At 69.6% G+C, this 26,134-nt stretch carries 29 protein-coding genes; 8 read left to right on the forward strand and 21 right to left on the reverse strand.

What is annotated here, in order from left to right:
* Positions 1-6 precede the first annotated feature (6 nt).
* The 5 genes from TA3x_RS26765 to TA3x_RS26785 all read right to left on the reverse strand — a co-directional run bounded on the left by TA3x_RS26765 (position 7) and on the right by TA3x_RS26785 (position 4,633).
* Positions 7-759 carry a type III pantothenate kinase gene (locus TA3x_RS26765; RefSeq protein WP_435017733.1) on the reverse strand — a complete coding sequence of 251 codons (753 nt, stop codon included), beginning with the start codon at positions 757-759 and terminating at the stop codon, positions 7-9.
* Positions 756-1,829: a GTPase ObgE gene (gene obgE, locus TA3x_RS26770; protein WP_435017734.1), complete on the reverse strand. Its 1,074-nt coding sequence runs from the start codon at positions 1,827-1,829 to the stop codon at positions 756-758. The genes TA3x_RS26765 and obgE overlap by 4 nt, the downstream gene beginning before the upstream one ends.
* Before the next feature lie 40 nt (positions 1,830-1,869).
* Positions 1,870-2,130, reverse strand: coding sequence for a 50S ribosomal protein L27 (gene rpmA, locus TA3x_RS26775; protein ID WP_435017735.1), 261 nt, complete (start codon positions 2,128-2,130; stop codon positions 1,870-1,872).
* A gap of 153 nt (positions 2,131-2,283) precedes the next feature.
* Positions 2,284-3,684 carry a DUF1501 domain-containing protein gene (locus tag TA3x_RS26780; RefSeq protein WP_435017736.1) on the reverse strand — a complete coding sequence of 467 codons (1,401 nt, stop codon included), beginning with the start codon at positions 3,682-3,684 and terminating at the stop codon, positions 2,284-2,286.
* A gap of 214 nt (positions 3,685-3,898) precedes the next feature.
* Complete coding sequence (locus TA3x_RS26785) at positions 3,899-4,633, reverse strand: hypothetical protein (protein WP_435017737.1); 735 nt, start codon at positions 4,631-4,633, stop codon at positions 3,899-3,901.
* A gap of 348 nt (positions 4,634-4,981) precedes the next feature.
* Here TA3x_RS26785 and TA3x_RS26790 point away from each other — a divergent pair, with 348 nt between their 5' ends.
* Entirely contained in the window at positions 4,982-5,617 is a 636-nt protein-coding gene (locus tag TA3x_RS26790; RefSeq protein ID WP_435017738.1) for a DUF1559 domain-containing protein, read from the forward strand.
* Positions 5,618-5,718: 101 nt separating this feature from the next.
* Positions 5,719-6,783, forward strand: a complete 1,065-nt coding sequence (uvsE, locus tag TA3x_RS26795; protein WP_435017739.1) for a UV DNA damage repair endonuclease UvsE — start codon at positions 5,719-5,721, stop codon at positions 6,781-6,783.
* A gap of 31 nt (positions 6,784-6,814) precedes the next feature.
* Here the strand turns inward: uvsE and TA3x_RS26800 are convergent, their stop codons facing one another.
* Both TA3x_RS26800 and TA3x_RS26805 read right to left on the reverse strand, forming a co-directional pair.
* Positions 6,815-7,141 carry a type II toxin-antitoxin system RelE/ParE family toxin gene (locus TA3x_RS26800; protein WP_435017740.1) on the reverse strand — a complete coding sequence of 109 codons (327 nt, stop codon included), beginning with the start codon at positions 7,139-7,141 and terminating at the stop codon, positions 6,815-6,817.
* Entirely contained in the window at positions 7,138-7,434 is a 297-nt protein-coding gene (locus tag TA3x_RS26805; RefSeq protein ID WP_435017741.1) for a type II toxin-antitoxin system Phd/YefM family antitoxin, read from the reverse strand. The genes TA3x_RS26800 and TA3x_RS26805 overlap by 4 nt, the downstream gene beginning before the upstream one ends.
* A 189-nt stretch (positions 7,435-7,623) precedes the next feature.
* Here TA3x_RS26805 and TA3x_RS26810 point away from each other — a divergent pair, with 189 nt between their 5' ends.
* Genes TA3x_RS26810 through TA3x_RS26820 form a run of 3 tightly spaced genes read left to right on the forward strand, consistent with a single transcriptional unit; the run spans position 7,624 to position 9,299 of the window.
* Positions 7,624-8,196 (forward strand): hypothetical protein, encoded by a 573-nt coding sequence (locus TA3x_RS26810; protein ID WP_435017742.1) that lies wholly within the window; start codon positions 7,624-7,626, stop codon positions 8,194-8,196.
* 3 nt (positions 8,197-8,199) lie between these two features.
* Positions 8,200-8,904, forward strand: coding sequence for a tyrosine-protein phosphatase (locus TA3x_RS26815; RefSeq protein ID WP_435017743.1), 705 nt, complete (start codon positions 8,200-8,202; stop codon positions 8,902-8,904).
* A gap of 2 nt (positions 8,905-8,906) precedes the next feature.
* On the forward strand, positions 8,907-9,299 hold the full coding sequence (locus tag TA3x_RS26820; RefSeq protein ID WP_435017744.1) for an acyl-CoA thioesterase: 393 nt from the start codon (positions 8,907-8,909) through the stop codon (positions 9,297-9,299).
* Between the two features lie 169 nt (positions 9,300-9,468).
* Here the strand turns inward: TA3x_RS26820 and TA3x_RS26825 are convergent, their stop codons facing one another.
* From TA3x_RS26825 to TA3x_RS26835, 3 genes are read right to left on the reverse strand one after another with little or no spacing between them, the layout of a single operon-like run.
* Positions 9,469-10,488: a methyltransferase domain-containing protein gene (locus TA3x_RS26825; protein ID WP_435017745.1), complete on the reverse strand. Its 1,020-nt coding sequence runs from the start codon at positions 10,486-10,488 to the stop codon at positions 9,469-9,471.
* 37 nt (positions 10,489-10,525) lie between these two features.
* Positions 10,526-11,005: a hypothetical protein gene (locus TA3x_RS26830; RefSeq protein ID WP_435017746.1), complete on the reverse strand. Its 480-nt coding sequence runs from the start codon at positions 11,003-11,005 to the stop codon at positions 10,526-10,528.
* A 34-nt stretch (positions 11,006-11,039) separates the two neighbouring features.
* The gene (locus TA3x_RS26835; protein ID WP_435017747.1) at positions 11,040-12,020 is read right to left on the reverse strand and encodes a serine hydrolase; all 981 of its coding nucleotides are present in this window, start codon (positions 12,018-12,020) and stop codon (positions 11,040-11,042) included.
* 92 nt (positions 12,021-12,112) lie between these two features.
* Here TA3x_RS26835 and TA3x_RS26840 point away from each other — a divergent pair, with 92 nt between their 5' ends.
* Positions 12,113-12,694, forward strand: a complete 582-nt coding sequence (locus TA3x_RS26840; RefSeq protein WP_435017748.1) for a Maf family protein — start codon at positions 12,113-12,115, stop codon at positions 12,692-12,694.
* Here TA3x_RS26840 and TA3x_RS26845 read toward each other — a convergent pair.
* The 3 genes from TA3x_RS26845 to TA3x_RS26855 all read right to left on the reverse strand — a co-directional run bounded on the left by TA3x_RS26845 (position 12,691) and on the right by TA3x_RS26855 (position 14,327).
* Positions 12,691-13,044 (reverse strand): type II toxin-antitoxin system RelE/ParE family toxin, encoded by a 354-nt coding sequence (locus tag TA3x_RS26845; protein WP_435017749.1) that lies wholly within the window; start codon positions 13,042-13,044, stop codon positions 12,691-12,693. The genes TA3x_RS26840 and TA3x_RS26845 overlap by 4 nt on opposite strands.
* Positions 13,041-13,304 (reverse strand): ribbon-helix-helix domain-containing protein, encoded by a 264-nt coding sequence (locus TA3x_RS26850; RefSeq protein WP_435017750.1) that lies wholly within the window; start codon positions 13,302-13,304, stop codon positions 13,041-13,043. Before TA3x_RS26850 ends, TA3x_RS26845 begins: the two co-directional genes overlap by 4 nt.
* A gap of 84 nt (positions 13,305-13,388) precedes the next feature.
* A complete protein-coding gene (locus tag TA3x_RS26855) occupies positions 13,389-14,327 on the reverse strand; it encodes a M48 family metalloprotease (RefSeq protein WP_435017751.1) in 939 nt (312 codons plus the stop codon).
* A gap of 338 nt (positions 14,328-14,665) precedes the next feature.
* Between TA3x_RS26855 and TA3x_RS26860 the strand changes: the two genes are divergently transcribed.
* Positions 14,666-15,490 (forward strand): hypothetical protein, encoded by an 825-nt coding sequence (locus TA3x_RS26860; RefSeq protein ID WP_435017752.1) that lies wholly within the window; start codon positions 14,666-14,668, stop codon positions 15,488-15,490.
* A 164-nt stretch (positions 15,491-15,654) separates the two neighbouring features.
* Positions 15,655-17,532 (forward strand): AI-2E family transporter, encoded by a 1,878-nt coding sequence (locus TA3x_RS26865; RefSeq protein ID WP_435017753.1) that lies wholly within the window; start codon positions 15,655-15,657, stop codon positions 17,530-17,532.
* 78 nt (positions 17,533-17,610) lie between these two features.
* Here the strand turns inward: TA3x_RS26865 and hflX are convergent, their stop codons facing one another.
* The 8 genes from hflX to TA3x_RS26905 form a co-directional block, all read right to left on the reverse strand.
* The gene (hflX, locus tag TA3x_RS26870; protein ID WP_435017754.1) at positions 17,611-18,915 is read right to left on the reverse strand and encodes a GTPase HflX; all 1,305 of its coding nucleotides are present in this window, start codon (positions 18,913-18,915) and stop codon (positions 17,611-17,613) included.
* Between the two features lie 192 nt (positions 18,916-19,107).
* Complete coding sequence (gene truB / locus TA3x_RS26875; RefSeq protein ID WP_435017755.1) at positions 19,108-20,040, reverse strand: tRNA pseudouridine(55) synthase TruB; 933 nt, start codon at positions 20,038-20,040, stop codon at positions 19,108-19,110.
* Positions 20,037-21,902 carry a response regulator gene (locus tag TA3x_RS26880; RefSeq protein ID WP_435017756.1) on the reverse strand — a complete coding sequence of 622 codons (1,866 nt, stop codon included), beginning with the start codon at positions 21,900-21,902 and terminating at the stop codon, positions 20,037-20,039. Before TA3x_RS26880 ends, truB begins: the two co-directional genes overlap by 4 nt.
* Positions 21,899-23,257 (reverse strand): ATP-binding protein, encoded by a 1,359-nt coding sequence (locus TA3x_RS26885; protein WP_435017757.1) that lies wholly within the window; start codon positions 23,255-23,257, stop codon positions 21,899-21,901. Before TA3x_RS26885 ends, TA3x_RS26880 begins: the two co-directional genes overlap by 4 nt.
* On the reverse strand, positions 23,254-24,270 hold the full coding sequence (locus tag TA3x_RS26890; RefSeq protein WP_435017758.1) for a SpoIIE family protein phosphatase: 1,017 nt from the start codon (positions 24,268-24,270) through the stop codon (positions 23,254-23,256). The genes TA3x_RS26885 and TA3x_RS26890 overlap by 4 nt, the downstream gene beginning before the upstream one ends.
* A gap of 7 nt (positions 24,271-24,277) precedes the next feature.
* The gene (locus tag TA3x_RS26895) at positions 24,278-24,682 is read right to left on the reverse strand and encodes an anti-sigma regulatory factor (RefSeq protein ID WP_435017759.1); all 405 of its coding nucleotides are present in this window, start codon (positions 24,680-24,682) and stop codon (positions 24,278-24,280) included.
* Entirely contained in the window at positions 24,663-25,058 is a 396-nt protein-coding gene (locus TA3x_RS26900; RefSeq protein WP_435017760.1) for an STAS domain-containing protein, read from the reverse strand. Before TA3x_RS26900 ends, TA3x_RS26895 begins: the two co-directional genes overlap by 20 nt.
* A gap of 55 nt (positions 25,059-25,113) precedes the next feature.
* Entirely contained in the window at positions 25,114-25,974 is an 861-nt protein-coding gene (locus TA3x_RS26905) for an STAS domain-containing protein (RefSeq protein ID WP_435017761.1), read from the reverse strand.
* Between the last annotated feature and the right edge of the window lie 160 nt (positions 25,975-26,134).

The following is a 26,134-nucleotide window of genomic DNA, read 5'->3' on the forward strand; positions in this document are numbered from 1 at the left end:
TTCACCTCAGGGGATAGGATAGGGGGCCTGGCGGATCAGCCCTTCCAGGACCAGGTGCGGGACGACCCGCGAGCCGTCCCGGACAATGTAAGACGCGAACCGGGGGGCGTCGCCCCCGGTCCAGAACAGCCAGGGATCGGCGAGGCCGGCGGACTGGCGGGCGACGAGTTCGCGGATCGCGCCCACGACGCCCCAGAACACGCCCGCCTCCAGGGCGGGACGGGTCGATCGGCCCCAGGGCTCGGGGGCTTCGACCGGGGCGACCTCGGGCAACTGCGCGGTCATGACCCGCAAAGCTCGCGCCATCGGCCCCAGCCCCGGGGCGATCGCCCCCCCCTGCCAGGTGCCGTCGGCCGCGACCCGCTCCACGGTGACCGCCGTCCCGCACGACACGACCAGGCCCGGGCACCCGGCCGGGGCCAGCGTCATCGCCCCGGCGACCGCCAGCGCCCGGTCGGCGCCGGCCGTCTCGGCGTGTTCGATCTCGTGGCGGATCGCCACGTCCCGGGCCGACCGGAACCAGCGGGGCTCCGCGACGCCACGCCCGGCCAGGAAGTCGGCCAGGTGCGCGGCGAGCGGCGGGTTGACCGAGGCGATCGACCACGACGCGTCGCCGTCCAGGCCCCAGCCGTTCCAGGCTTCGAGCCAGGCGGCCGGGTCGTCGGTGGGCAGGGACACGACCTCGGCCAGTCGGCCGTCGGGCGTGACCCGGCCCCATTTGAGCCGGGAGTTGCCCAGGTCGGCGACGATGCGGTTCATTCGCCCGGGGCGGCGGCCTCGGCCTCGGCCGCGATCGGGGGGGTCGGGGCCGGCCGGGCGGGGGCGGTCGGTTCTTCGGGGACGTCGACCTTGTCGACCAGTTCCGACACCCGGCGGATCAGCTCGGGGATGCCCCGGCCGGTGACGGCGGAGATCGGCAGGATGTCCCGGCACAGTTCCTTTTCGAGGCGTTCGCGGACCTCGGTGGCGCCGGTCAGGTCGAGCTTGGTCAGCACCAGCACCTCGGGCCGTGCGGCCAGGGCGGGGCTGTACTTCTCCAGCTCGTTGCGGATCGTCCGGTAGTTGGCCACCGGGTCGGACCCGTCCATCGGCACGGCGTCGACCAGGTGGACCAGCAGGCGGGTGCGCTCGACGTGGCGGAGGAACTCGTGCCCGAGCCCGTGCCCTTCGTGGGCCCCTTCGATCAGCCCCGGGATGTCGGCCACGACGAACGAACGGTCGCCTTCGTGGACGGTGCCGAGGTTGGGATACTTGGTCGTGAACGGATAGGCGGCGATCTCGGGGTGGGCCCGCGAGATCCGCGACAGCAGGGTCGACTTGCCGGCGTTGGGCAGGCCGACCAGGCCGACGTCGGCGATCACCTTCAGTTCCAGGGTGATCCAGCGTTCCTCGCCCGGCTGGCCCGGCTCGGCCTCGCGGGGGGCGCGGTTGGTGCTGGTCTTGAAGTGCTTGTTGCCGTGGCCGCCCAGCCCGCCCTTGGCCACCGTCACCTGGTCGCCGACCGCCTTGAGGTCGCGCAGGAGGTGGCCGCGGTCGCGGTCCCGGACGACCGTGCCGGCCGGCACGTCGATGATGAGATCCTCGGCGGTCTTGCCGAAGCAGTCGGAGCCCAGCCCATGCTGGCCGCGATCCGCCTTCCAGTGCCTCTGGAAGGAGAGGTTGGCGAGGTTGGTCACCCCCTCCGCCGCGCGGAGGATGACGCTCCCGCCCCCGCCGCCGTCGCCCCCGCTGGGGCCGCCGCGCGGCACATACTTCTCGCGACGGAAGGCGATGCAGCCGTTGCCGCCATCGCCCCCCTTCACATAGATCGTGACCCGATCGACGAACATCGAACCTCGTCCCGGGCGGCGAGTCCCGCCCGCGTTGCGATCAAGCCTGGGCGGTCTGGAGCGGCAGGACGTTGATCCGACGCCCGCCCTGGTCGAACATCACGGTGCCCTCGACGACCGAGAAGATCGTCCAGTCGCGGCCCACGGCCACGCCCTTGCCGGGCCTCCACTTGGTGCCGCGCTGGCGGCAGATGATGCTGCCGGCCTTGGCGTACTGGCCGCCGTAAACCTTGATGCCGAGCATCTGGGGATTCGAGTCGCGACCGTTGCGGCTCGAGCCCTGGCCTTTCTTGTGTGCCATCGCCGTTCCCTTGAACCAAACGAACCCAATTGTCTCGTCCCGCCCCTCGCGCCGAGGGTGCCGGGGAAACCCAGACTGTACCTTGACGACCCGGCGTCCCGCAAGTCCAACCCGCGTCGCGTCCGGGCGGCGTGCCGGCCGGGGCGAGTCGGCTCAGAACAACTCGGCGATCGGCCGGCCGCTCTCCGCGACGATCGGGAACGGCTGGCCGGAGGTGTTGGTCCAGTGGGCGTCGAGGTCGATGCCGAGGTGGCGGAACACCGTGGCGGCCAGGTCCTGCGGGCCGACCTTGCGCTCGCCGATGTTTCCGCCCTTCGGGTCGGTCGACCCGATCACCTGGCCGTGGCGGAGGCCGCCGCCGGCCATCACCATCGACATCACCTTGGTCCAGTGCTCGCGCCCCGCCTCGCGGTTGATCACCGGCGCCCGGCCGAACTCGCCCATCATCAGCACGAGCGTCTGGTCGAGCAGCCCGCGCGACTCCAGGTCTTCCACCAGGGTCGCGAACACCTGGTCGACCCGGGGCAGGAGCGGCTTGAGCCCCTTCTCGATCCCCTTCCACACGACGTGGTCGCCGTGGTGGTCGAAGTACCCCCAGGCGCCGCTGACCATCACGTAGCTCACGCCCGACTCGACCAGCCGGCGGGCCAGCAGGGCCTTGGTGCCCAGGCTGTCGCGGCCGTAGGCGTCGCGCAGGGCCGGCGTCTCCTTCTCCAGGTCGAACGCCTGCCGCGCCTTGCCCGAGGCGATCATCTCGTAGGCGTCGCGGGTGTACCGTTCGAGCTGGTCGATGGCCGGGTTGGTGTCGAGGTCGGCGCGGAGGCGGTCGAACTGGCGGCGCAGCGCCTCGCGGTCGCCGAGCCGGTCGATCCCGACCCCCTTGGGCAGCTCGAACCGGCCGGACAGCTCGCTCCCCCGGATCGGCTCGAACACCTTGCCCATGTGCCCGGCCCCCCAGACGTCGGCCGCCCAGGAGTCGGCGAGCCCGACGAACGCGGGCATGGTCGGGTCGTTGGGGCCGCGGAACTTCGCGGCGACCGAGCCCATCGACGGGTATCCCCCCCCGTCGCGGCCGTCGTTGGTCCGGCGGGCCAGCGGGTTGCCCGCCTGCATCGTGATCGGCGTGTGGTCGCTGGCCGAGCAATCCACCGAGCGGATCACGGTCAGCTTGTCCATCATCGCAGCCTGCCGGGGCAGGTGCTCGCCGAACCGCACCCCGGGGAGCTTGGTCGGGATCGAACCGAACGGGCCGCGGATCTCGGCGGGGGCGTCGGGCTTGGGGTCCCACATGTCGATGTGGCTCGGGCCGCCCGACAGCCAGAGGAGGATCACCGACTTCGGCCCGCCGGGCTTCGACGGCGAGGTCGCCGCCTTGGCCTGCAATCGGAGCAGGTCCGGCGTCGCCAACCCCGCCAACCCCGCCAGCCCCGCCCGCAGGAACCAGCGCCGGGAGGTCGACCCGACGCCGATCAGGTCATGCGACGGGGGGGCCCACGAGGCGAGCCCGCTCCTGTGCTCCGCCCCATGCCCCGAATCGATCGACCGAGATCCCATCGCATCCCTCCCCGCTCGCGTCGCCCTGGCCAGGCTCGTCACGGAGCAATCGCGAGACTACCACCCAGGATCGGGCGAGTTCCAGCAAATATCCAACATTCGGGACGCTTGGCTCCCATCTGCCCCGATCGGCGTCGGCGATGCGGATCGGGTCGACCGGAACGCCACCGAACGGCCTCGCCTGAGGTCGCCGACGTGCTCCCCTTCGGCCCGATCAGCGGGCCCGGCCCACCGCGATGGGGATGTCGCAACGTCCGTCCTCGCCGGCTTCCCAGCCCAGGAAGGCCGAGGTCAGGGCGAAGTCTCGGTGCATGGCGGGGGCCGCTTTCAGCTTCGGGGCCGACGCTTCGGGCATGGACGGGGCCGGGAAAAACGAACCCAATTTGCCGGACGGCGCGGATACCTCGGCGGGGGATTCCGAGGTGCCCGGGTCCGCCTCGGCGAGCCGGTCGGCCTCGGCCCGCATCCGGCGCAACTCCCTGAGGGCCTTGTGGAAGGCCCGCTCCGAGGCGGCCTCGTGCTTCCGGGCCAGGATCGCCTCCTTCGTGGCATCGAACAGGGCCCGATGGGCCGCCTCGGTCCGGAGCGTCCGCGCGTTGTCGGCGTAGCGGTCGGGGGAGGCCATGAACGCCCGGGTCGCCTCGCGGACGTGGGCGGTCAGCGCGGCGGTCTCCTGCACCACGGCCCGATCCATCCGGACGGCGTGCACCGCCATCCGCCGCACGAGCACATCCCCCACCTCGCCCATCGGCTTCAACTCGGCGCGGAAGGCGGCGGCGAGTCGCTCGACCTCGGCGGCATCGCGGGCGGGTTGGCCGATGACGGCGCCGGCCGTCCCGTGCCGTGGAGATTCGGCCCGGGCGAAGGACTTCCCGGATTCGGATCCGGGCCCGCAGGGCTCTGCCGCGCCGGGGATGCTGGCCTCGCTCTTCGCCGGGGAAACATTCATGATGCGTCGTCCTCGATCGGAATGGCGTCGGTCGGGCAAGGTCTCCGAACGATAGATTCTGATTCGAGGGGCGGCTTAAACACACTTTCTGCCCGGATCGCCGATTTTGTCCGTTTTACCGGCCCGGACCCTCTCGGCCTGATCACTCAACAGCAGGTTTCTCGGATCGATCCCACGATGCGACACATCGCGGGTATCATGGACCCAGCACGCGATGATCCCCCGATAGGGAGGCGACCCATGACGATCAAGAAACTGCAAATGCTTGTGTTGCTCGTCGCCCTCGGCCTCTCGGGCTTCCCTTTGATTCCCGCCTTTTATCCCCGGAGAACTGGCTGTGGGCATCGGATGTCTTCGGCGAGCAACCTCCACAACGTCGGCCTGGCACTCGAGGGATACGAGATGCGGGAAGGCAAGCTCCCCACGCTGATCGCATCCGTGCCGCCGGAATACCCGGTTCAAAGCTGGATCACACGCTGCCTTCCCTACCTGGACAACCAGGAACTGTTCGACGCTATCGACATGGCTCGGCCCTGGGATGATCCGGCCAACCGGCCCGTCTTGCGGACCCCGATCTCCATCCTGCGGAATCCGGGGTTCGGTCGCGAGTTGCTCCCTAACGGACTGGCCCCCAGCCATTATGCCGGGAATGTTGAGGTCCTCGGCAGTTCCAAGAGGCTCCGCCCGAGCAAATTCCGGGATGGAGTGTCGAACACGATCCTGGCGGGCGAGGCCGGCGGGAACTTCCGCCCTTGGGGCGACCCCGGGAACCTTCGCGACATCAAACTGGGCATCAACAAATCGCCCAACGGCTTCGGCTCGCCCTGGACGACCAGATCCTTCTTGAGCAACCCGGGCGGGGCCAACTTCCTGTTCGCCGACGGCTCGGTGCGGTTCGTCCGGGAGGGCATCGATCCGAAGATCCTCCGCGCCCTGGCCACGCCCGACGGGGGGGAGACGCTTCCGGCCAACCCCCTGGATTGATCGGGGGATCGGCCCCGGTTTGGCCCGACGAATGCGACGCAGGGGCGTGCCGCCCTCCGCCCGGGGCCGGCATGGGTCGGGACCGGAAAGGACGGACACGCTTGGCCACGACGACGACGAACGGAGGGCCCGACGGGGGGCCGATCAAGCTGGGGTTCGCCGTCAAGGTGATGGGGGCCCCGGACCTCAAGAGCAACGACGCAAGGCGGTGGCAGAGCGGGCCGCACCTGCGGACGTCTTTGGAGTACGTCCGGGCGATCCTCGATCACCTGGACAAGCACGACATCCGGATGTATCGGATGTCGTCCGACCTGGCACCCTACGTCACCCACCCCGACCTGCCCCAGTTCCACGGCCAGATTGCCGAGTGCGACGCCGAGCTACGCGAGTTCGGCCGGGTGGCGCGGGAGCGGGGCATCCGGCTCTCATTCCACCCGTCGCAGTTCATCGTCCTGAACAGCCCGGACCCGGCCCTCGTGAAGAAAAGCATCGCCGACCTGCTGGCCCAGGCGGAGATGCTCGACCGGATGGAGCAGGGCCCGGAGGCCGTGATCGTGGTCCATGCCGGCGGGACCTACGGCGACCGCGTGGCCGGCGGCCTGCGCTGGGCGGAGACCTTCCCGACCCTACCCGAGCCGGTGCGTCGCCGGTTGGTTCTGGAGAACGACGACCTCCGCTACAGCGCCGCCGACGTGCTGGCGATCCACGAACGGACCGGCGTCCCCCTGATCTTCGACCACCAACACTACTGGTGCCACAACCCGGAGCGGCTCGACCTCCGCGAGACCGTGGAGCGGTTCGCGAAGACGTGGCCGAAGGGGGTCCGGCCCAAGTTCCACTACTCGTCCCCCCGCACCGAGATGCGGGAGATGAAGCGGAAGGACCGCAAGACCGGCAAGCCCACCACCGTGCTGATGCCGCCGGTCTGGACCGGGCACGCCGACTTCGTGAACCCGTTCGAGTTCGTGACCTTCCTGCGGATCGTCGACGGGATCGAGTTCGACATCATGCTGGAGGCCAAGAGCAAGGACCTCGCCCTGCTCCGCGTCCGCAAGGATCTGATCCGCTACGCCCCCGAGATGGCCCCCCGATTCGGCCTGGACCCCGGCGCCGAGGTCGAGGACGCCGAGCCGGTCGAGGCGGAGGCCGGGGCGCTGTCGGAGTGACCGAAGCCGCTCCGGTCTCGGGGCGACCCGATCAGTCCCTTTCGTCTTCGTGATCCATCGGGCCCCGCGAACTGTGTCGGACCTCGTGGAGGACGACCGTCTCGCCTTCGATCGAGAAGAGGAGGCGGTAGACGTTCTTGTGGCGACCGTAGAGCAATTCCCGGAGGTCGATCCCGGTGCGCTCCGACTCCTCCTCGGCCCGGGGATGCCGATCCGGATTCCGTCGCAGGTCGGCGATGGCCTTTTCCAGCCCGTCATACCATCGGGCCGCGGCCCGGGGCGAATCTTCTGCCTTCCAGCGGAACGCCCGCACCGCATCGACGCGAGCCCTGGCGGTGACGACGACGCGATACGTCACCGATCCTGGACCTCGGCGAGGATGGCACGCATCTCGGCCAGCATCTCCTCGGCCGAGGAAACCCGACCTGCGTGCAGATCATCGATCGAGGCCTGGAGGGCGTCCGCCCGGTCGGCCCGCTCGGCAAGTTCGACGAGACGCCGGTAGGATTCCGGATCCTGGACGACCATCTCCGGCTTGCCGTCGACGGTGAGGATCACGGGGCGACCCGATTCCTTCAACTTGCGCAGGAATTCCGGGTGATCTCTCTGGAAATCTCCGAGCGGTATGGTGCCGCCAAGTTCCTCTGGCATGGCTCGATCCCCCGGCCCGAGAAGCGACCCGATCGGCTTGATGTTAGGTGAGTCCCGGCCGGTTCACAAGATCGAGTTCGCGGGGGCGGGCTTCCCGGTGTTGGGATTGCCACCCGGGGTCGGTCGGCTACAATTCCCCGCCGTCGTCGGGGAGGGAATCCCGCGCGATTCGGCCGGGGAGGATCGAGCGTGCAGCGACGAGCATGGATGCGGCTCGGGTTGGGGATGATCGCCGGGGCGACGGCGGGCGGGGCCGTGGTGGCGATCCGCCGCGACGAGTGGTTCGAGAAACGGGTGGCCGTGGTCCACCCGGGCCGGGCGATCCGGGGGGCCTGGCAGGGGCCCGAGCCGCTGCGGCGGATCATCGCCCGCGAGCAGATCCGGACGATCGTCACGCTGACGGCGATCAATGCCGATGATCCCAAATACGTCGGGCAGATCGCCGTCGTGCGCGACACCGGGGTGGCCTGGCGGTTCGTGCGGATGCGGGGCTCGAAGGCCACGCCCGAGCAGATGGCCGAGGCGGCCGACCTGATCGCCGACCCCGCCAACGGGCCGGTCTTCTTCCATTGCGTGGCCGGGCATCACCGGACCAGCCTGGCCCACGCAGCCTTGCGGATCCGCCACGAGGGCTGGACCGCCGCGCAGGCCTGGGCCGAGGTCTCCGCCCTGCCCTGGGCCCGGCCGAAGTCGGATCACGCCGACCTCCGCCAGATCGAAGCGTTCGCCGCGAGCCGATTCGGGGCGAGGCAAGGAGCCTGATCGATGACGATTCCCCGGCGCCTCCGATGGGCGCTCCGATCGGTCGCCCTGGCGGGCCTGGTGGCCGCCGGGCTGGCCGCCTGGCTGTTCCTGGGCGACAACTTCGCCGCGATCCGGCCGGGCCAGCTCTACCGATCGGGCCAGCTGGGCCGAGCCTCCCTGGAGGCGAAACTCCGCGACCACCGGATCAAGACCGTGCTCAATCTCCGGGGGGCCCACCCCGAGGCGGATTGGTATCGCGACGAGCGGGCCGCGACCCTGGCGGCGGGCGGCACCCAGGTGGACATGGCCCTGTCGTCGTGCGAGTGGATGTCGCGGGCCCAGGCCCGGGCGCTGTTGGAGATCCTGGACCGGGCCGAGAAGCCGATCCTGGTCCACTGCTTCCACGGCTCCGAACGGACCGGGATCACCTGCGCGTTCGCGGAGCTGCTGCGGCCGGGCTCGACGCTGGCCGATGCCCGCGAGCAGTTCACCCTGCGTTACCTCTACACCGGATACGGCGACGGCGTGGTGACGTTCCGCCATCTCGAACGCTACGAGGCCTGGCTCAACGCCCAAAAGGCCGAGCATTCGCCCGAGCGGTTCCGGGCCTGGATCGCCGACGGGTTCGAGCCCGGGAGCCCGTGCCGGGAGCAGTGGGACTTCGACCCGTATCCGCTCGTCGTCACCACCCGGGCCGTGCCCCGGGTCGCCGCCCGCCAGGAGTGAGCATGAACGAAAGCGATGAGATCACGGTCCGCGTCCGCTATGCCGAGACCGACCGGATGGGGCTGCTGCACCACGCCAACTACTTCGTCTACTTCGAGATGGGCCGGACGGAATTGCTCCGCCGCCGCGGGCTGACCTATCGCGACATGGAGGACGCCGGCCACCTGCTGGTCATCGTCGACCTCGGGTGCAAGTACAAGCGGCCCGCCTACTACGACGACCTCCTGACGCTGCGGACCACGGTCGAGCGGGTCACGCACGTCAAGATCATCCACAAGTACGAACTGATGCGGGACGGCGTGCTGCTGGCCGAGGGGCACTCGACGCTCGCCTGCGTCGACCGCGACGGCCGGCCGCAGGCCCTGCCCGAGACGCTCCACGATGAGCAGGGTTAGGGCGGATTGACCTCGACCGTGATGGGCAGGGCTTCCCGGACGACGGATGCGGCGACGAGTCGCCGGGGAAGGTCGACCGAATCGACTTCCCTCTCGTCAGGCTCCGAAGGCGAGGATCCTCCTGCCAACCGTCTCGGTCCAGGAAAAACCGATCGGATCGGGTCGGGACTCATCTCGACATGCGGTCGGAAGCAAAGTCGCTCTTCTTCCGATATGGGGCATCCGGCGCGAGGATGGCTCGATTATCAGGACGCTTGCCTGCGGCGAGCTTGCGCGCGATGACGAAGATGTTGAAGGGACGACTCGCGCAAACATCGAGGATCTGAAATCCGGCATGATCGACCAGGGCGACGATGGCCGGCGAATTGAAGACGTGTTGATGAAGGCAGCGATTCCGGAAATTCTCGAGCGAGCGCAGGCGGAATTTCTCGGCATCTCCCGCCCCGGGGTCGCGAGAAAGGTCGTGTTGGGCCAGGATTTCCTCCAGATGGGTGAGATCGTCCTCGCCGGTCCCGTTATTGTAATCCTCGATGAGGTGGGCCAACGGGGTCGGCTGCCTCTTGTGGTCGAAGGTCCCTTCAGGATGAGGCGCGACCAGGATGAGGAGGCCGTCATCCTTCAAGACCCGCTTCCACTCCTCCAGGCCTCGGAGCGGGTTGGCCAGGTGCTCGATGGTGTGGGATGACAGGAGGAAGTCGTAGGATGCGGAGGGGATGGGCGCGAGATCGGCCGCCTCGCAGACATACTGACGGCCGGGCGGGCGACCCTCGTCGAATTGGAACGTCATGCCCTCCGCAATCGCCCCTTCCCACTCCGTCGCGTGGGCGAAGTTGGCGTTATCGACCCGCGTCGCGATGGGGTAGATCGGCAGGATCCCATCCTTCTTGAAGAACCGTGTCGGGCCGCCGATCTCCAGTCCGGTCTTCCCTTCGAGCGAGCGGGTGGCCTGGACCAGGGGCATCATCTGCCGCCTGAGCTTGAGGGGGGCCAGGACGGATTTCACCTTCCGGCCGACCTTCCGGATGAGACTGACAGCCATCGCATGGACCTCGATGCAAAAGCCGCGATGATCGTTCGGCCTTGCGTGAAAGCTCGGATTCCGGGTTGTATTTCGGATCTTAACCCCGAAAAATGCCGGGCTCAATGTGAAGGATTCGCCCGGCATCATCCCGGCGATTTTTCGCCACATCCCCCGGCCGATCGCGGAGTTCGGCCCGGGGCCCGGGTCAGGCCCCCTCGACCTTGTCGCCGAAGAACGACTCGGCCTCGGCGACGATCTTCTCCAGCGCGGCCACGGCCTCGGCCTCGGGGATGCCGATCAGGTCGCGGGCGAGGTCGAGCTTGCGATGCTCGGCCTCGGTGACGACCCGGTCGGAGACGATCCGGCGGAGCATCAGGTGGAACTCGTCGACCTGGCAGCGGTGGGCCCAGCCGGGCTCGAAGCCCATGGACCTGGCCTCGGCGACCAGGTCATCCCACTGCGGGCGGGAGTCGGGCAGTTCCTCCAGGACGCGCTTGACCTTCTTGGCCCACTGGGCCCGGTCGTACTTGCCGGACTCGAACGGGGGGGCCTCGGGCAGGGGGGCCTCGTCGGCCTCCCCGGAGTCGTCGTGATAACGGGCCTCGATCTCGCGCGGGTCGAGGTTCCTGGCCACGGGCCGGTCGTCGGTGATGATCCGTCTCAGAGCGTTGAAGAAACCCATCATCGTCCTCCGGTCGGCCTGGGTCGGTGGTCGTGGATTACGGCTTGTCGGAGGGGCCGGCCGACGGCTTCGGCTCCCCCTTGGCCTTGAAGTGGTCGTAGACCTCGCGGGCGACCTCGGCACAGAGCTTGTTGCCGGCGTTGTCGGCCACCCACCGCTTGTCCTCGTTCTCGTCGGTCATCACGCACAGGGCCACCGGCCCGCCGGGGGTCTCGATGATCCCGGCCGCGGTCTTCGAAGCGTCCACGCTGCCGGTCTTGAAGGCCACCCTGGTGCCGGGCGGCAGGAACCGGGGGAACTTGTCCTTGTCGTCGCAGGCCCGCATGTGGTCGAGCATCGCGGCGCTGGCCTCGGGGCTCACCAGTTCCTTCTTGTGGAGCGCCTCGCACAGCCGCACCATCTCCCCGGCGGTCGTGCTGCCCAGGCCGAACTGCTTGCTCCGCTCGGGGAACACGGACGTGTCGCGGCGGTAGACCTTGGAGTGGAGCTTGGTGTTCGGGTAGCCCATCTTCTCCATCGTGTCGGCGGTCGACTTGATCCCGATCTGGTCGACGACGAGGTTGGTGGCGGTGTTGTCCGAATACACGATCATCAGGTGGATCGCGTCGCGGAGCGGCAGCGTCACCCCGTCGGAGAAGTGGGTCGTCAGGATGCCCGAGCCCGGGACCTTGTCGGCCTTGGTCAGGGTGATCATCTTGCCGAGGTCGGCCTGCTTCTCGGCGGCCTGGCGATACGCCTCGACCATCACCGGGAACTTGATCAGGCTGGCGGTCGGCATCGGCACGTCGTCATGATAGGCGAACGACTCGCCGGTCTTGAGGTTCTTGACCGCGACGCCCACCTTGCCCTTGTGGGCCTGGATTAGCGGCATCAGCCGCGATTCCAGCGTGTCCCCTTCTCCGCCCCGAGCCGGTTCGGGCGCCGCGACTGGACCGATCAACGCCACCATCAGGAAAGCCCGCAACATCATCATGAGAAAGTCATCCCGGCACTTCGTGGGGTCGTGGGTGCGTCGCATCTCCCCCTCGATGCGGGGATGATTGTCCCAGGTCGGCCCGCTCCGGCCAAACGGATTTCGCCCGATCGGGCCCACGAAGGGGATTTCGTCCGATGGAATTGATCCTGGCCAGCACCTCCCCCTATCGCCGCGCCCAGGTGGGACGACTGGGCCTCCCCTTCCGCTGCGTCGCCCCGCCGGTCGACGAGGAAGCGCTGAAGCGGGAGTGGGGCTCGATCCACCCGCGCGAACTCGCCGAACGCCTGGCGGCGGCCAAGGCGACCAGCGTCGCCGAGATGGAACCCGAAGCCGTAGTGATCGGCGGCGATCAGCTGGTGGCCTTCGATGGCCGCGTCCTGGGCAAGCCGGGCACGATCGAAGGGGCCGAGGCCCAGCTCGCCGCGATGTCGGGCCGGGCCCACCAGCTGATCACGGCCCTGGCCGTGGGCCGGGGGGGCACCGTCCACGCCCACACCGACGTCACCGAACTCACCCTGCGGCGGCTCACGGAGGAGGAGATCCGCCGCTACGTCGAGGCCGACCGGCCCCTCGACTGCGCCGGGAGCTACAAGATCGAGGGGCGAGGCATCGCACTGTTCGAGTCGATCCGATCGGACGATCAGACGGCGATCATCGGCGTGCCCCTGATGGCCCTCACGACGATTCTCAGGCAACTGGGCTTTGCCGTCCCCTAATCCGTATCTTCTCTCAGATCAGAGTCGATCCCGAGTTCGTCGGACAGGATGGCATGGATGTCGCGTGCTCCGTGCAGGATCCGATAAACCTCGATGCCATCGGGGATCGTTCGATAGAAGATCAGATAGCTGCGGTGGCGTGAAATCGGGCAGAAACGCAGCGACCCAAACGCGGGGTCTTCGGCCCGATACGGCGAGCCGAGGTTCGGCACGCCTTGAAGCCGGATCAGGGTGGATTCCGCTTCCCGGAAAAAACGATCGGCGGCCCTGAGCCCGGAAGACCGCGCGAACCAGCGGTAGAGCCGGATCAGGTCGCGGTCCGCCGCCGGGCGTCGCAGGCATCGCTTCACGGAAGGATCGCCTCTCCGGCGAGCCCGTCGAGTGCCTGCCGGCGGAGCGAGGCCCATGCCTCCGGGGTCATCGGCTCGGCCGGGCCGCCCTCCTCCGCCTCGCGGAACTTCGCCTCAAGCTCTCGCCGGGCCCGACGGCGCTGGGCCTCGGCGATGAGGACGTTGACGTATTCGCTCGGCGAAGCGTATCCCGCCTCCGCCATCTCGGATTCGACGAACGCTCTCATCGCCTCGGGGATGGAAACGGTCAGGCTCGGCATGGGTCACCTCCTCCCTCGACTGTACCACGGCGAAAAGGCCCTGCCAGCCGAGAATCCAGGTGAGCGATCCGCCGTCGGGGCCTGTCACTGCGGACGGTCGAAGTCGAACTTGCGGCGGGGCTCGGCCGATTGAGGCGGGGCCGAGGAGCCGGACAGGGGTCGCCCCTTGGTGAGTTCGGCGGGGATGCCGTTGGGGTATGCCTGGTCGATGGCCTGCTGGATGGCCTCCAGCCGGGTCTCCGGCAGGGGGTGGGTGAGCAGGAACTCGGGCTGCCTGCTCCCCTCGCTGGCCGCCTTCAACACCTTCATGACGTCCAGCATGGCGCGGGGATCGTAGCCGGCCTGGGCCATGTCCTTGAGGCCGAAGCTATCGGCCTGCGACTCGTCGCCGCGGCTGTAGTGGAGCTGCATCATCTGGTTGGCCATGGCCGAGGCCATCTGGGCCTTGCGCCCGCCGTCATCCCCGCCGCTGGCGCCGACGCCGACGGCCACGGTGAGGAGCTGGCCGAGCTGGCCGGCGGCCATCTGCTGGGCGGAGTGGCGCTCGATGACGTGGCCGATCTCGTGGCCGAGCACGCCGGCCAGCTGGGCCTCGTTCTCCAGCTTCTCGTACAGGGCCCGGGTGATGAAGATCTGCCCGCCGGGCAGGGCGAAGGCGTTGATCGTCTTGGGGTCGTCGAGCAGGTGGAAATGAAAATTGTCGACGTAGGGGCTCTTGCTGGCGTCGCTCCGGGCGACGATGCGGCGGCCCACCTCGGAGACCATCATGGCCCTCGGGTCATCGCGAGGGTCGATGACCCCGCCCATCTGGGCGGCCATCTCGGGGGCGGCCTGGAGGCCGAGGGCCTTCTCCTCGTCGACGCTCATGGCGATGTGCTGCTTCTCGCCGGTGACCGGGTTCACCTCGGTCCGCAGGTAGTACATGGCCACGCCTACCAGGGCGATGACCAGGCCGATCGCCCATCGCGCCAGCTGTCCGGCGGACGCACCACGCGGACCATCGCCATAATATCCCGCTGACATCGGCAACTCTCCCCGGCAAGATAACGATCGCCTCGGACCATACGACGGCTACATCACGCAAATCAGACGCCAATACCCCGCGGCCGCACCCCGGCGGGAACCCCGCTGCCCGGCCGGGAAGCAGATCCCCGCCGGATCTCCGGAGCATCGGCGCCGTGACGCACGGAGCGGCACGGAGCGGACCAGGGAAGGGCGTCCCGCGTCCTGCGTCGCGGGATCGGTGGGCACGGGCATGCCATTCGCTTGATGTCCATTCTCATACCATCACCCTGGATCAAGCCGAGAGCGGCCCCCGGACGGGGACGACGCGCCGGCCTTCGCGCCGCGGAGAATCTTTCATGTCATCGACCACGCCAAGTTTGAAAGCCACCGACCTGCTGGCCGTCAAGAGCCGGGTCAGCTGGGGCGCAATTGCCGCCGGGGCCATGGTCGCCTTGTCGGTCTACCTGCTGCTCTCGTTCATCGGCCTCGCCGTCGGCCTGGAAGTGTCGCGGCGGCCCCGCATGGCCGAGTCGGTGCCGCTCGGCCTGGGCACCACGATCTATGTGATCGTCTCGCTGCTGCTCTCGATGTTCCTGGGCGGGTGGGCGACCAGCCGGCTGGCCGTGGGGGAGAGCAAGCTGGAGGCGGTCCTCTACGGGATCATCCTCTGGGGCGTGCTCTTCGTCGGGATGTTCTGGCTGATCGGCTCGGGCTTCAGCGCCGGATTCGGCGCGATCATGAACGCCGCCTCGGGCGCGGTGGTCGTGGTGGACGACGACCCGTCGGCGGCGGCCGACGAAGGGGCCGCCAAGCGGCTCGTCGACCGCTACAGCTCGGATGTGGGCGGCGACAAGTTCGTCGAAGACCTGACCAAGATGGGCGTCGACAACGAGCAGGCCAAGAAGATCCAGACCACGCTGAAAGAGCGGATCGACACCCTGCGCAACAATCCCACCAGCCTTCCCGAGCAGGTGAAGGGGGACCTGAACGACCCGGCCATCCGTCGGGCCGGCGACCAGTTGGCCGACGCCTCGCGGCAGGCGGCCTGGTACTCGCTGGCCGGCATCGTGCTGTCGATGATCTCGGTGATCCTGGGCTCGCTGATCGGCTCGGGCGACCTGCCCGTCCCGGTGCCCGTCCTGGGCGTCCGCCGCTCCACGCGCGTCGACCCCCGGCTCTGAGCCTCGGGCGATCCGCCCCGGCATGATCGATCCGCCCCGGGCGTGCCCGAGTCGCCCGGGGCCACCTCCCCATCACCTCTCCCCCGGTCCCCACCAACCCATCCCGACGCCGGAGCCGTACCTTGCCCGCCCATCGCCGCAACTCCGCGATGGATCATCCCATCGTGATCACGTTCTTGCTCTTTGCCATCATCGGCTTCCTCTACTTCGCATCGGAAGTCCTGCGGCCGCTGGCGCTCGCCATCCTGCTGGCATTCGCCATGGTGCCGATCTCCAAGATGATGGAGCGGCGGGGCATCCCGCGGGTCCCGGCGACGGTGATCACGGTCGTCCTGGTCCTCGGCACCCTGGGATTCATCGGCTACCAGGTGGGGCAGAACCTGAACCACCTGGCCGAGGACCTGCCGAAGTATCAGAGTCGGATCGAGGAGAAGGCCAAGTCCCTGAAGCCGGGTCGGGCCAACACGATCACCAACGTGGCCAACTTCGTCAAGAACATCGGCCGGATCCTGTCCCCCCGGGGGGCGGAACAGGGCGCCGACAGCGATGCCTCCGAGGCCGCCCTGGAGCCGATGAAGACCATCCCCAAGGTCCAGGTCGTCCAGGAGGAGGACTTCGGCGGCGGCCTGCTGGAGCTGGCCGGCCCGTACGTCGAGGCGTTGGGCACGGCCTCGATCATCCTGATCCTGGTCATCTTCCTGATGATCCACCGCGAGGACATGGGCGATCGCCTGATCCGCCTGTTCGGCCGGGGCCGGATCAGCCTGACCACCCGGACGCTCGGCGAGGTCGGCCAGCGGATCAGCCGCTACCTGGCGATGTTCGCCGCGGTGAACACCATGTTCGGCACGGTGATCGGCCTGAGCCTCTGGGCGCTGGGGCTCCCCTACCCGATCCTCTGGGGCTTCCTGGCCGGTTCGCTCCGGTTCATCCCCTACGTCGGGGCGGCCACGGCCTTCATCCTGCCGGTGATCTTCTCGTTCGCCAGCACCGATGGCTATGGCACGACGATCGGCATCGTCGTGGTGTTCGGCGTGCTGGAAGTCCTGGCCAACGCGGTCCTGGAGCCGATCATCTACGGCAAGTCGACCGGCGTCTCGGCGCTGGCGCTGCTGGTTTCGGCCATGTTCTGGACCTGGCTGTGGGGCGGGCTGGGGCTGCTGCTCTCCACGCCCCTGACGGTCTGCCTGGCGGTGCTGGGCAAGTACGTCCCCAGCCTCAAGTTCTTCGCGACGTTCCTCCACGAGGAGGTCGACCTCGATCCCGGCGTCCGCTTCTACCAGCGATTGCTGGCCACCGACCAGGATGGCGCGACCGGCGTGGTCGACGAGTCGCTGAAGCTGCACACCCGGGCCGACGTCTTCGACAAGGTCCTGGTGCCGACCCTTTCGATGGCCGAGCGCGACTACGCCTCCGGCGACATCGACGAGCGCGAGCAGGCGTTCATCCACCGGGTGATCGCGGACATCCTGGACGACCTGATGGAGGAGCCCGAGGTCAGCCTGGCGATCCTCGCGAAGGTCGACGCCTGCCAGGTCGAGACCGGCCCGGCGGGCGGGGCGGCGAAGGCCGAGGAGGACAGCCCGTGCCCGTCGATCCTGGCCCTGCCGGCCAACGACGCCACCGACGTCCTGGTCCTGCGGATGCTGGCGGTGCTGCTGGTGCCGTCCGGCCTGAAGCTGGAGATCGCCGACACGGTGGAATCCCCGCTCAAGACGGTCGATCGGGTCGAGCAGGAGGATCCCTCCTTCGTGCTGATCTCGCACCTGCCCCCGGACGGGCTGACGGCGGCCTGCTACCTGACCCGCCGGCTCCGGGCCCGGTTCGCCAGGCTGCCGATCCTGGTCGGTCGCTGGGGCGTCTCCGGCGATGACGACGCCGGATCGGTGAAGATCTCCGCCGCGGCCGAACGCCTTGCCGGCGTCGGCGCGACCACGATCTTCAGCGACCTCTCGGAGGCCCGCGATCGGATCATCGAACTGGCCAAGGGCAAGGCCGGCGAAGCCACCGCGACGCCGGTCGGCACCTCCGTCAAAGGTTGAAGCCCGGCATCGACGACGAAGCCCCCGGAGGCCCCACGCGGGTGGGACCTCCGGGGGCTTTCGCATTGTTGACCCGGATCAGACGTAGAGCCGTTCGCCGCTGGACGTCCGGACCTGGGCCCCGTGCTCGTGGAGGAAGTCGAGGCAGCGGCGGGGCAGCCGGCACTGGACCACGACCCGGTCGTCGTCGTAGCTCCGGTTCTGGATCGTGGCGTGCTGGGCCAGGTAGGAGAGGACCTTGCCGTTGCCGACGCTGGTCTCGACGTCGGCGTCCAGGGCCCGCTCGTCCAGGACCTCGCGGACCGCCTTCTCCAGCCGCTCCAGCCCCTCGCCGTTGGCGGCGCTGATGGAGATGGAGTCGTCGTGGTGGGCCCTGAGCACATCCAGGAACGACCGATCCGTGACCTTGTCCACCTTGTTCAGGACCAGGATGGTCGGCTGTTCGGACAGTCCCAGTTCTTCGAGCACGGTGTTGACGGCGGTGATCTGCGCCTCGGCCTCGGGGCTGGAGGCGTCGGCGACGTGGAGCAGCAGGTCGGCCTGCCGGGCCTCTTCCAGGGTCGCCTTGAACGAGGCGACCAGGGAGTGCGGCAGGTCGCGGATGAAGCCGACGGTGTCCGACAGCAGGACGTAGCCGCCCCCCTTGAACTTCCACCGCTTGGTGCGGGTGTCCAGGGTCGCGAACAGCTTGTCCTCCGACAGCACGCCGGCCGACGTGAGGGCATTCATCAGGGTGCTCTTGCCGGCGTTGGTGTAGCCGACCAGGGACACCGTGGCGACGTCGGCACGCCCGGCCACCTCGCGCTCGCGGCGCGACTCGACCTTGCCGAGCTTGTCCTTGAGGTCGCGGATTCGCTTGGTGACGAGCCGGCGGTCCTCTTCGAGCTGCTTCTCGCCCGGGCCCCGGACCCCGATGCCGCCCTTGTAGCGCGACAGGTGGGTCCACATCCGCTTGAGCCGCGGCAGGGCATATTCGAGCTGCGCCAGCTCGACCTGGAGGTGGGCCTCGTGCGTCGACGCCCGGGTGGCGAAGATGTCGAGGATCACCTCGGTCCGGTCGATCACCTTGACGCCGAGCGACTTCTCCAGGTTCCGGGTCTGCGCCGGGCCCAGGTCATTGTCGAAGACCACGAGGTCGGCCTCGTGGGCCAGGACCAGTTCCTTGAGCTCCTCGACCTTGCCGGAGCCGATATAGGTGGCGATGTCGACCTGATGGCGCTTCTGGAGCATCCCGCCGACCACGATCAGCCCGGCCGTCTTGGCCAGGCCCCGGATCTCTTCCAGGGGGTCGTCGGCCGCGTACTCGCCGTCGGAGAGGAGGACCTTGACCAGGACCGCCTTCTCGCGACGGTCCGAACGCTCGGTGCTCTTGGTTTCGATCAAAGTGGGCGTGTACCTCGAAGAGGAAGAAGGAGGGGCGATCGGGCGACGACATTCCGGGTCCCGCGATTCTAGGCCCGCGGGCCGGATCGCGTCAACGAAGATCGGGCCGACCACCCTATGGCATCAAGTGGACACCTGACGGCCACAGGAGGTTCGTCCCCGGGGGCCCGCAGGTTCGAAGGATTTCCCGGATCAGCCGGGATTGGCCCCGGCCAGGACCCGCCTCGGGCGGATCAGGCCCCGGCCGGCCAGGGCATCGTACTCGCCGATCGCCACCACCGACCCGTCGGGGCCGAGCAGCGCCACTTCTCCGCCGCCGCCGGCGGCGCCGGCCACGCGGTCGGCGACCAGGGCCTTGCCCTGCCCGACGGCGGCCACCTGCTCGGGGGTGAGCACCAGGCGGGGCAGGTCGCCCAGGGCATCGGCCATGGGGCGGAGATGGGCCAGGAGTTCGGCGATGTCCCGGCCCGTCGGGTCGATGGCTTCCTCCAGGAGGAACGAACCGATCCGGGTCCGGACCAGCACGTCGATCAGCCCGCCGCAGCCCAGCGCCTCGCCGACGTCGCGGGCGATCGACCGGATGTAGGTCCCGCTCCCGCACTCGACCAGGATCTCCAGGCGGGGCCAGGCGTAGGACAGCAGCTCGATCCGGTAAACCTGGACCGGCCGGGCCGCCAGCGCGACCTCCTTCCCCTCGCGGGCCAGGTCGTAGGCGCGACGGCCGCCGACCTTGAGGGCCGAGACCTGGGGCGGCACCTGGTCGATGGTCCCGACCTGCGCGGCCAGGGCGGCCCGGACCGCCGTCTCGTCGGGGATCGGGGGATTCTCGACGGCCGTGATCTGCCCGTCGGCGTCCAGCGAGTCGCTGGTGGCACCCAGGCGGATCTCGGCGCGATAGGTCTTGGGCATCGCCTGGACCGATTCGATCAGGCGGGTCGCGGCGCCCAGGCAGAGCACCAGGACCCCCGAGGCCAGCGGGTCGAGAGTCCCGGCGTGGCCGACCTTGACCTTCGCCTTCTTCAGGGGGCGGGAGACCAGGTCGACCACGTCGCGCGAGGTCATCCCGGACGGCTTGTTGAGGTTGAGCACGCCGCAGGGCGGGGAAACGGGCAGGGGTCCGGTCATGGCGATTTCGAGAAAGCTCCGCGTGAGGATTCCATCAGTCGTTCGATCGATTCGAGGTCGGTGGGCTTGACCAGGTGGTGGTCGAAGCCGGCCTCGCGGGCCTGGCGGAGGTCGTCGTCGCGGCCGTAGCCGGTCAGGGCGATCAGGAGCAGCGCCTCGCCGCCAGGCCGGGCCCGCAGCCTCCGGGCGATCTCGTAGCCGTCCATGCCGGGCAGGCCGATGTCGAGCAGGACCACGTCGGACCCGTGCTCCCGGGTCGTTTCCAGGGCCGAGGCCCCGTCGGAGGCCACCCGGACGTCGTGGCCCCGGCCCTTCAGGAGCCGGGCGAGCATCCGGGCCGCGTCGGCCTGGTCGTCGACCACGGTGATCCGCCGGGCCCGGGGGGGGGCGTCGGAGTTGGCCGGTTTCGGGCCGTCGCCGGCCGCCTCGATCGCCGAGGCGTCCAGCGGCAAGCACACGGCGAACTCGCTCCCCCGGCCCAGGCCCGGGCTGGACGCCGAGACGGACCCGCCGTGGAGCTCGACCAGGCGGCGGACCAGGGTCAGGCCGATGCCCAGGCCGCCCTGCGACCGGTCCAGCGCGCGATCGGCCTGGGCGAACAGGTCGAAGACCCGCGTGAGCATCTCGGGGGGGATGCCCATGCCGGAATCCTTGACCCGGACCACCGCCTGGTCGTCGGTGACGCCGACGGAGATCTCGATCCGGCCGGGGGGCTCGGTGTACTTGGAGGCGTTGTTCAGCAGGTTGGTCAGGATCTGTTCGAGCCGGGTGGCGTCCCCCCGCATCGGCAGCGGGCCGGGGCAGGGCCGCACCAGGAAGGAGTGGCCGCGCCCTTCGATGGCGGGCCGGATCGTCTCTATCACCCGGTCCACCACGTCGAGCAGGTCGAGCGGCTGCAGCCGGAGCTGGATCTTGGAGCTGCTGATCCGCGACACGTCCAGGAGGTCGTCGACCAATCGGGCCAGGTGGCGGACCTGGCGCTCGCCCACCTGTCGGATCGGCGCCAGGGCATCTTCCCCGCCGGTCTCGGCCCGCATCACCTCGAAGGCGTTGAGGATCGGCGCCAGCGGGTTGCGCAGCTCGTGGGCCAGCATGGCCAGGAACTCGTCCTTGCGGCGGTCGGCCTCGGCCAGGTCGTCGGCGCGGCGGCGGAGCTCGTCCTCCAGCCGCCGGCGTTCGGTGATGTCGGTCAGGATGCAGACGACCCCGGCGGTGGTGTCCTCGTCGTCCAGGATGGGGTGGACGCCGACGCGGAACCAGCGGTCGCCGATCCGGAGGTCCCCGGCCGCGGCGGGGTCGGCCACCATCTCGCGGAGCGGGCTGCCCAGTAGCGCGCCGGGGCCCTGCCCGAGGATCTCGTCGGCGGCCCGGTTGGAGCGGACCAGCCGGCCGGAGGGGTCGAGCAGGCAGATCGCCTCGCCGATGGCGTCGAAGGTGGTCGACCACTGGCGGGCGACCACCCGGGCCATGCGTTCGGCCGACCGGACCCGGAGCAGCGCCTTGACCGTGGCGATCAGCTCGGGCGGCTCGACCGGGCGGATCAGGTAGCCGTCGGACCCCTCGTCCAGGGCGCGGGTGCGATCCTCGCTGAGGATGTAGCTGGCCGACATGTGCAGCACCGGGATCGCCGCGGTCGCCGGGTCGGCCTTGATCCGGCGGCAGATTTCGAAGCCGTCGATGTCGGGCAGGTTGACGTCGAGGATGACCAGGTCGGGCTTGGCGGCGACCAGGCGGAGCGCCTCCTCGCCGTTGGCCGCCTCCAGCGACGCGAACCCGGCCCGGCGGAGCATCCGGGTGATCGCGTAGCGGTTGGCCTCATTGTCGTCGACGTTGAGGATCGTGATGGGAGTCGGGTCGGTCACGGCTCGGCCCTCGATGGGAGCGGTGCGGGGCCGGCCTCGCCGCTGGATTCGATGGCGATCGGCACCGTGGCCCAGAAGGTCGAGCCGACGCCGGGCCGGCTCTCCACGCCGACGGTCCCGCCCAGCAGCCCGGCCAGCTTGCGGGTCAGCGGCAGGCCCAGGCCGGTCCCCTTGACCCGCCTCTGGATCGGGCTATCCACCTGGGCGAACTCCTCGAAGATCTGCGCGTGGAACTCGGGGGCGATCCCGATCCCGGTGTCGCTCACCCGGAACCGGACCCGGCCCGGCTCGGGCTGGTCGGCCCGGACCCGGACCTCGCCCGCGTCGGTGAACTTGAGGGCGTTGGACAGGAAATTGCGGAGGATCTGGGCCAGCTTCGCCTCGTCGGTATGGAGGATCGGCAGGCCGTCGGCGGGCTCGAAGATCAGTTCCACGGGGGCCCCGGCGGGGATCAGGGGGCGGAGCATCCCGCGCAGGGCGCCGAACATGTCCTCGATCCGGAAGGGCTCGGCCCACACGGTCTCGCGGCCGGCCTCGATCCGGGCCAGGTCGAGCAGGTCGTTGACCAGACCCGTCAGGTCGTGCGCCGCCCGGAGGATGAACGAGACCTGGCGTTCCTGCTCGGTGCTCAGGTCGCCGTCGGTGCGGTCGATCAGGAGGCGGCCGATGCTGAGGATCGAGGTCAGGGGGGTGCGGAACTCGTGGCTGACGTTGGCCAGGAACCGGGTCTTCAGCTCGCCGGCCTTCTTGAGCGACTCGGCCCGCTCGTCCAGCTCCTTGTGGAGGGCCAGCACGCCCCGGTTGGTCTCCTCCAGCTCGCTGTTGAGCAGGGACAGCTCCACCTCCCGGGCCCGGAGGTCGTCCAGGACGCGGAGCAGCTCGCGGTTCTGGCGGCGCAGCTCCTCGAACGGGTCGGCCGCCCGGTCCGGGGCCAGTTCCCCGGCGATCCGCGCGGCGTCGCGGGCGGTCACGCCCGGGGATCGCCTGGGCAGGGCCTTGGTCAGGATGATGGTGGTCCCCTGCCCCGGGGCGGATTCGATGCGGAGCCCGTCCATCAGCCGGCGGGCCCCGGACAGCCCTCCCGCCCCCAGCTTCGACTCGTCCAGGCCCGGGCCGGAATCGATGACCCGCGCCATCAGGGCCCGGGCGGGGTCGCCCTCGGCGAGCAGCTCGACGCGGCCGCCGCCGGCATGCTGGACGGCGTTGCGGGCGACCTCCGAGATGGCCGTCGCGATCCTGACCTGGTCCTGCGATTCGAACCCGAAGCGGGCGGCGACCTGGCGGGCCCCCTGGCGGGCCTGGACCACGCCGCGTTCGTCGCGGACCTCGACGGTGAGGATCGGGGTGGCCGTCATGGCTGGCCGCCGTCGCCGTCGCGGGCCACGACCACGGTGGCGTCGTCCCGGCCCCGGGTATGGTCGCGATACAGGACGCCGGCCACCACCGACGGGTCCCGCGACCCCAGGGCCGAGGAGCGATCCAGCCGCCACTGGGTCGTCAGGCCGTCGGAGTGCATGACCAGCATCGCCCCCTCGGGCCACGCGTAGGTGAACTCCTGGAACTTCCGGGCGTCGGCGCCGAGGGTCCCGTTGTGCGAGACCAGGCCCGAACGCCCGGACGGGGCGAGGATCATCCCGAAGATGTTGCCGACCCCCGCATAGGCCACCTCGCGACGCCCGCGATCGACGGCGGCGACCGCGACGGCGGCGCCGCGGGTCCCCCGCAACGCCTCGTGGGCCTCGCGCAGGATCTCCGCGGGGGCGGAGCTCCGCGTCCGCGCGAAGATCTTGATGGCCGCCAGCGATGCGTCGGCGGCGAGCGGGCCGTGGCCCAGGCCGTCGGCGACCATCACCAGGGACCGCACCGGGTCGGATTCCCGGGCCATCCAGGAGTCGCCGGAGATGACCTCGCCGGCGATGGGACGGCAGACCGCCCCGACCTCCAGGCCCCCCGCCGTCCGGTCGCGGGGGCCGGTCCAGCAGCGGCTCATCATCACGGTCCCCTGGCCGGGGGCCGAATGGATGTCGAACTCGTCGGACATCCGCACCACCGCGCCCAGGCCGACCCCGGGGGTGGTCCCCGTGGAGAATCCGTCGGCGAGGCAGCGGCGGACGTCGGCCATGCCCGGCCCCTTGTCCAGCGACAGGATTTCCAGCCCGGCGTCGTCGCCCTCCGACAGCACGCGGAGGATCAGCTCGCCCTGGCTGGCGTGTCGGACCAGGTTGTTGGCGATCTCGGTGACGAGCAGGGCGACCTTCCCCTGGCCGGTCGGATCGAAACCGGCGCGGGCGGCCATCGACGTGGCCGCCCGGCGTGCCTCGCCCGCCTGGCTTGGTTCCTCGACCGCCAGGGCGAGGGTTTCTCGCATGCGTAGCTCATTTCCACTTGGTGATGGCGACGCGTGTCCCCTCGCCGACCCGGGAGGTGATCTCGAACTCGTTGACCAGCCGCCGGGAGCCGCTGAGGCCCAGGCCCATGCCATGCCCCGTAGTGTAGCCGTCGCGGAGCGCCAACTCAATGTCGGGGATGCCGGGGCCGTGGTCCTCGAAGGTCATGCGGAGGCCCTTGCGGCGGCCGTCCGACAGCACCTCCAGGAGAACGGTCCCCCCGCCGCCGTAGACCAGCGTGTTGCGTGCCAATTCGCTGGCCGCGGTGATCGTCTTGGTCTGATCGACCAGGCCGAAGCCCAGATCGACGGCCCACGTCCGGACGACCTTGCGGACCTGGACGACGTCGTTGTCCGAGGCGATCGGGATCGATTCAGCCTTCACCGGGGGCATCGCCGCTCCCTTCCCCACGGGCCGAGATGGCCGATCGGAGGAGATTCATCCCCTTCTCGACGTCCAGGCCGGTCCGGACGCCGGGCAGGGACATGCCCAGCTCGACCAGCGTGATGGCCACCGCCGGGCGCATCCCGACCACCACCGTCTGCGCGTCGAGGACCGTCGTCATCGCGGCGATGTGGCCCAGCATCCGGCCGATGAACGAGTCGACGATCTCCAGCGCCGAGATGTCGATCAGGACGCCGCGGGCCTGGGTCTGCGAGATCATCGACGTCAGGTCGTCTTGCAAGGCCAGGACGAGGCGATCGTGCATGTCCACCTGGATGGTGACGAGCAGGAATTCGCCCATCCGGAGAATCGGGATGCGATCCATGGGGAGCCCGAGCGGTTCGAGGGTCTGGGGTCGGTCGTACGTCGCGACGCCCGGGTCAGGCCGAGGACGGGTCGGCGGCGCGGCTGACCTTCAGGCCGGAACGCCGCATCGCCAGGGCCAGGGCATCGGCCAGGGTCGCCTTGGTGATCACGCCGGCCAGGTCCACCCCCAGGTGGACGATCGTCTGGGCGATCTGGGGCCGGATCCCGCTGATGATGCAGTCGGCCCCCATCAGCCGGGCGGCGGTCACGGTCTTCAGGAGGTGCTGTGCCACCAGGGTATCGACCACCGGCACGCCGGTGATGTCGATGATCGCGACCTCCGAGCCGGTGTCGACGATCTTCTGGAGCAGCGACTCCATCACGATCTGGGTCCGAGAGCTGTCCAGCGTGCCGATCATCGGCAGGGCCAGGATCCCCTCCCAGAGCTTGACCACCGGGGTCGACAATTCGAGCATGTCCTGCTGCTGGCGGAGGATGACCTCCTCGCGGGTCTGCTGGTGGACCTCGGTGGTCCACAGTCCCAGCCGGTCCAGCAGGGTCGTGGCCGTCCAGAGCTCATCGGCCAGGCGGGCGGCATCCCCCGCGTAGGCGAGCCGGAGCCGCTCGAAGAGCGTCTTCTTGAACGAGAAGACGAACATCGCCGTCTCGGTGGGCGTGGAGCCCTTCAGGCTCCGGGCCCGGACGATCTCCGCCAGGGTCTGGCGGACGCCGTCCCAGGCCATGCCCTGGAGATCGCCCAGGCCGCCGCGGTCCAGGGCCTCGCGCACCTGCCCGAGCAGCTCGCCGCAGGTGCCCCGCAAGTCCGAGGCCCGGCCCAGGCCGGCCTCCTCCAGCTCGGCGATCCAGGAGGCCAGCAGCTCGGGCTCGTGGCCGGCCAGGATCTCGGGAAGCTTGCTCGCGCCGGTCTCGCTCATATCGGGTCGGGCCTTGATTCTCGGGGCGTGGGCCCGCTTCGGGGCCGATGCTTCGGTTCGGGATGGGCGGCTTCGCCCGCGCCGGGACGTCCGGGCCAGCCGACGAGTATAAGCGGTCGCTTACGGTCCGGGGAAGATGGGAAATCGGGCGGGAGGGAGT

This window comes from Tundrisphaera macrotermitis, from assembly GCF_051175315.1.
GTDB lineage: Bacteria > Planctomycetota > Planctomycetia > Isosphaerales > Isosphaeraceae > Tundrisphaera.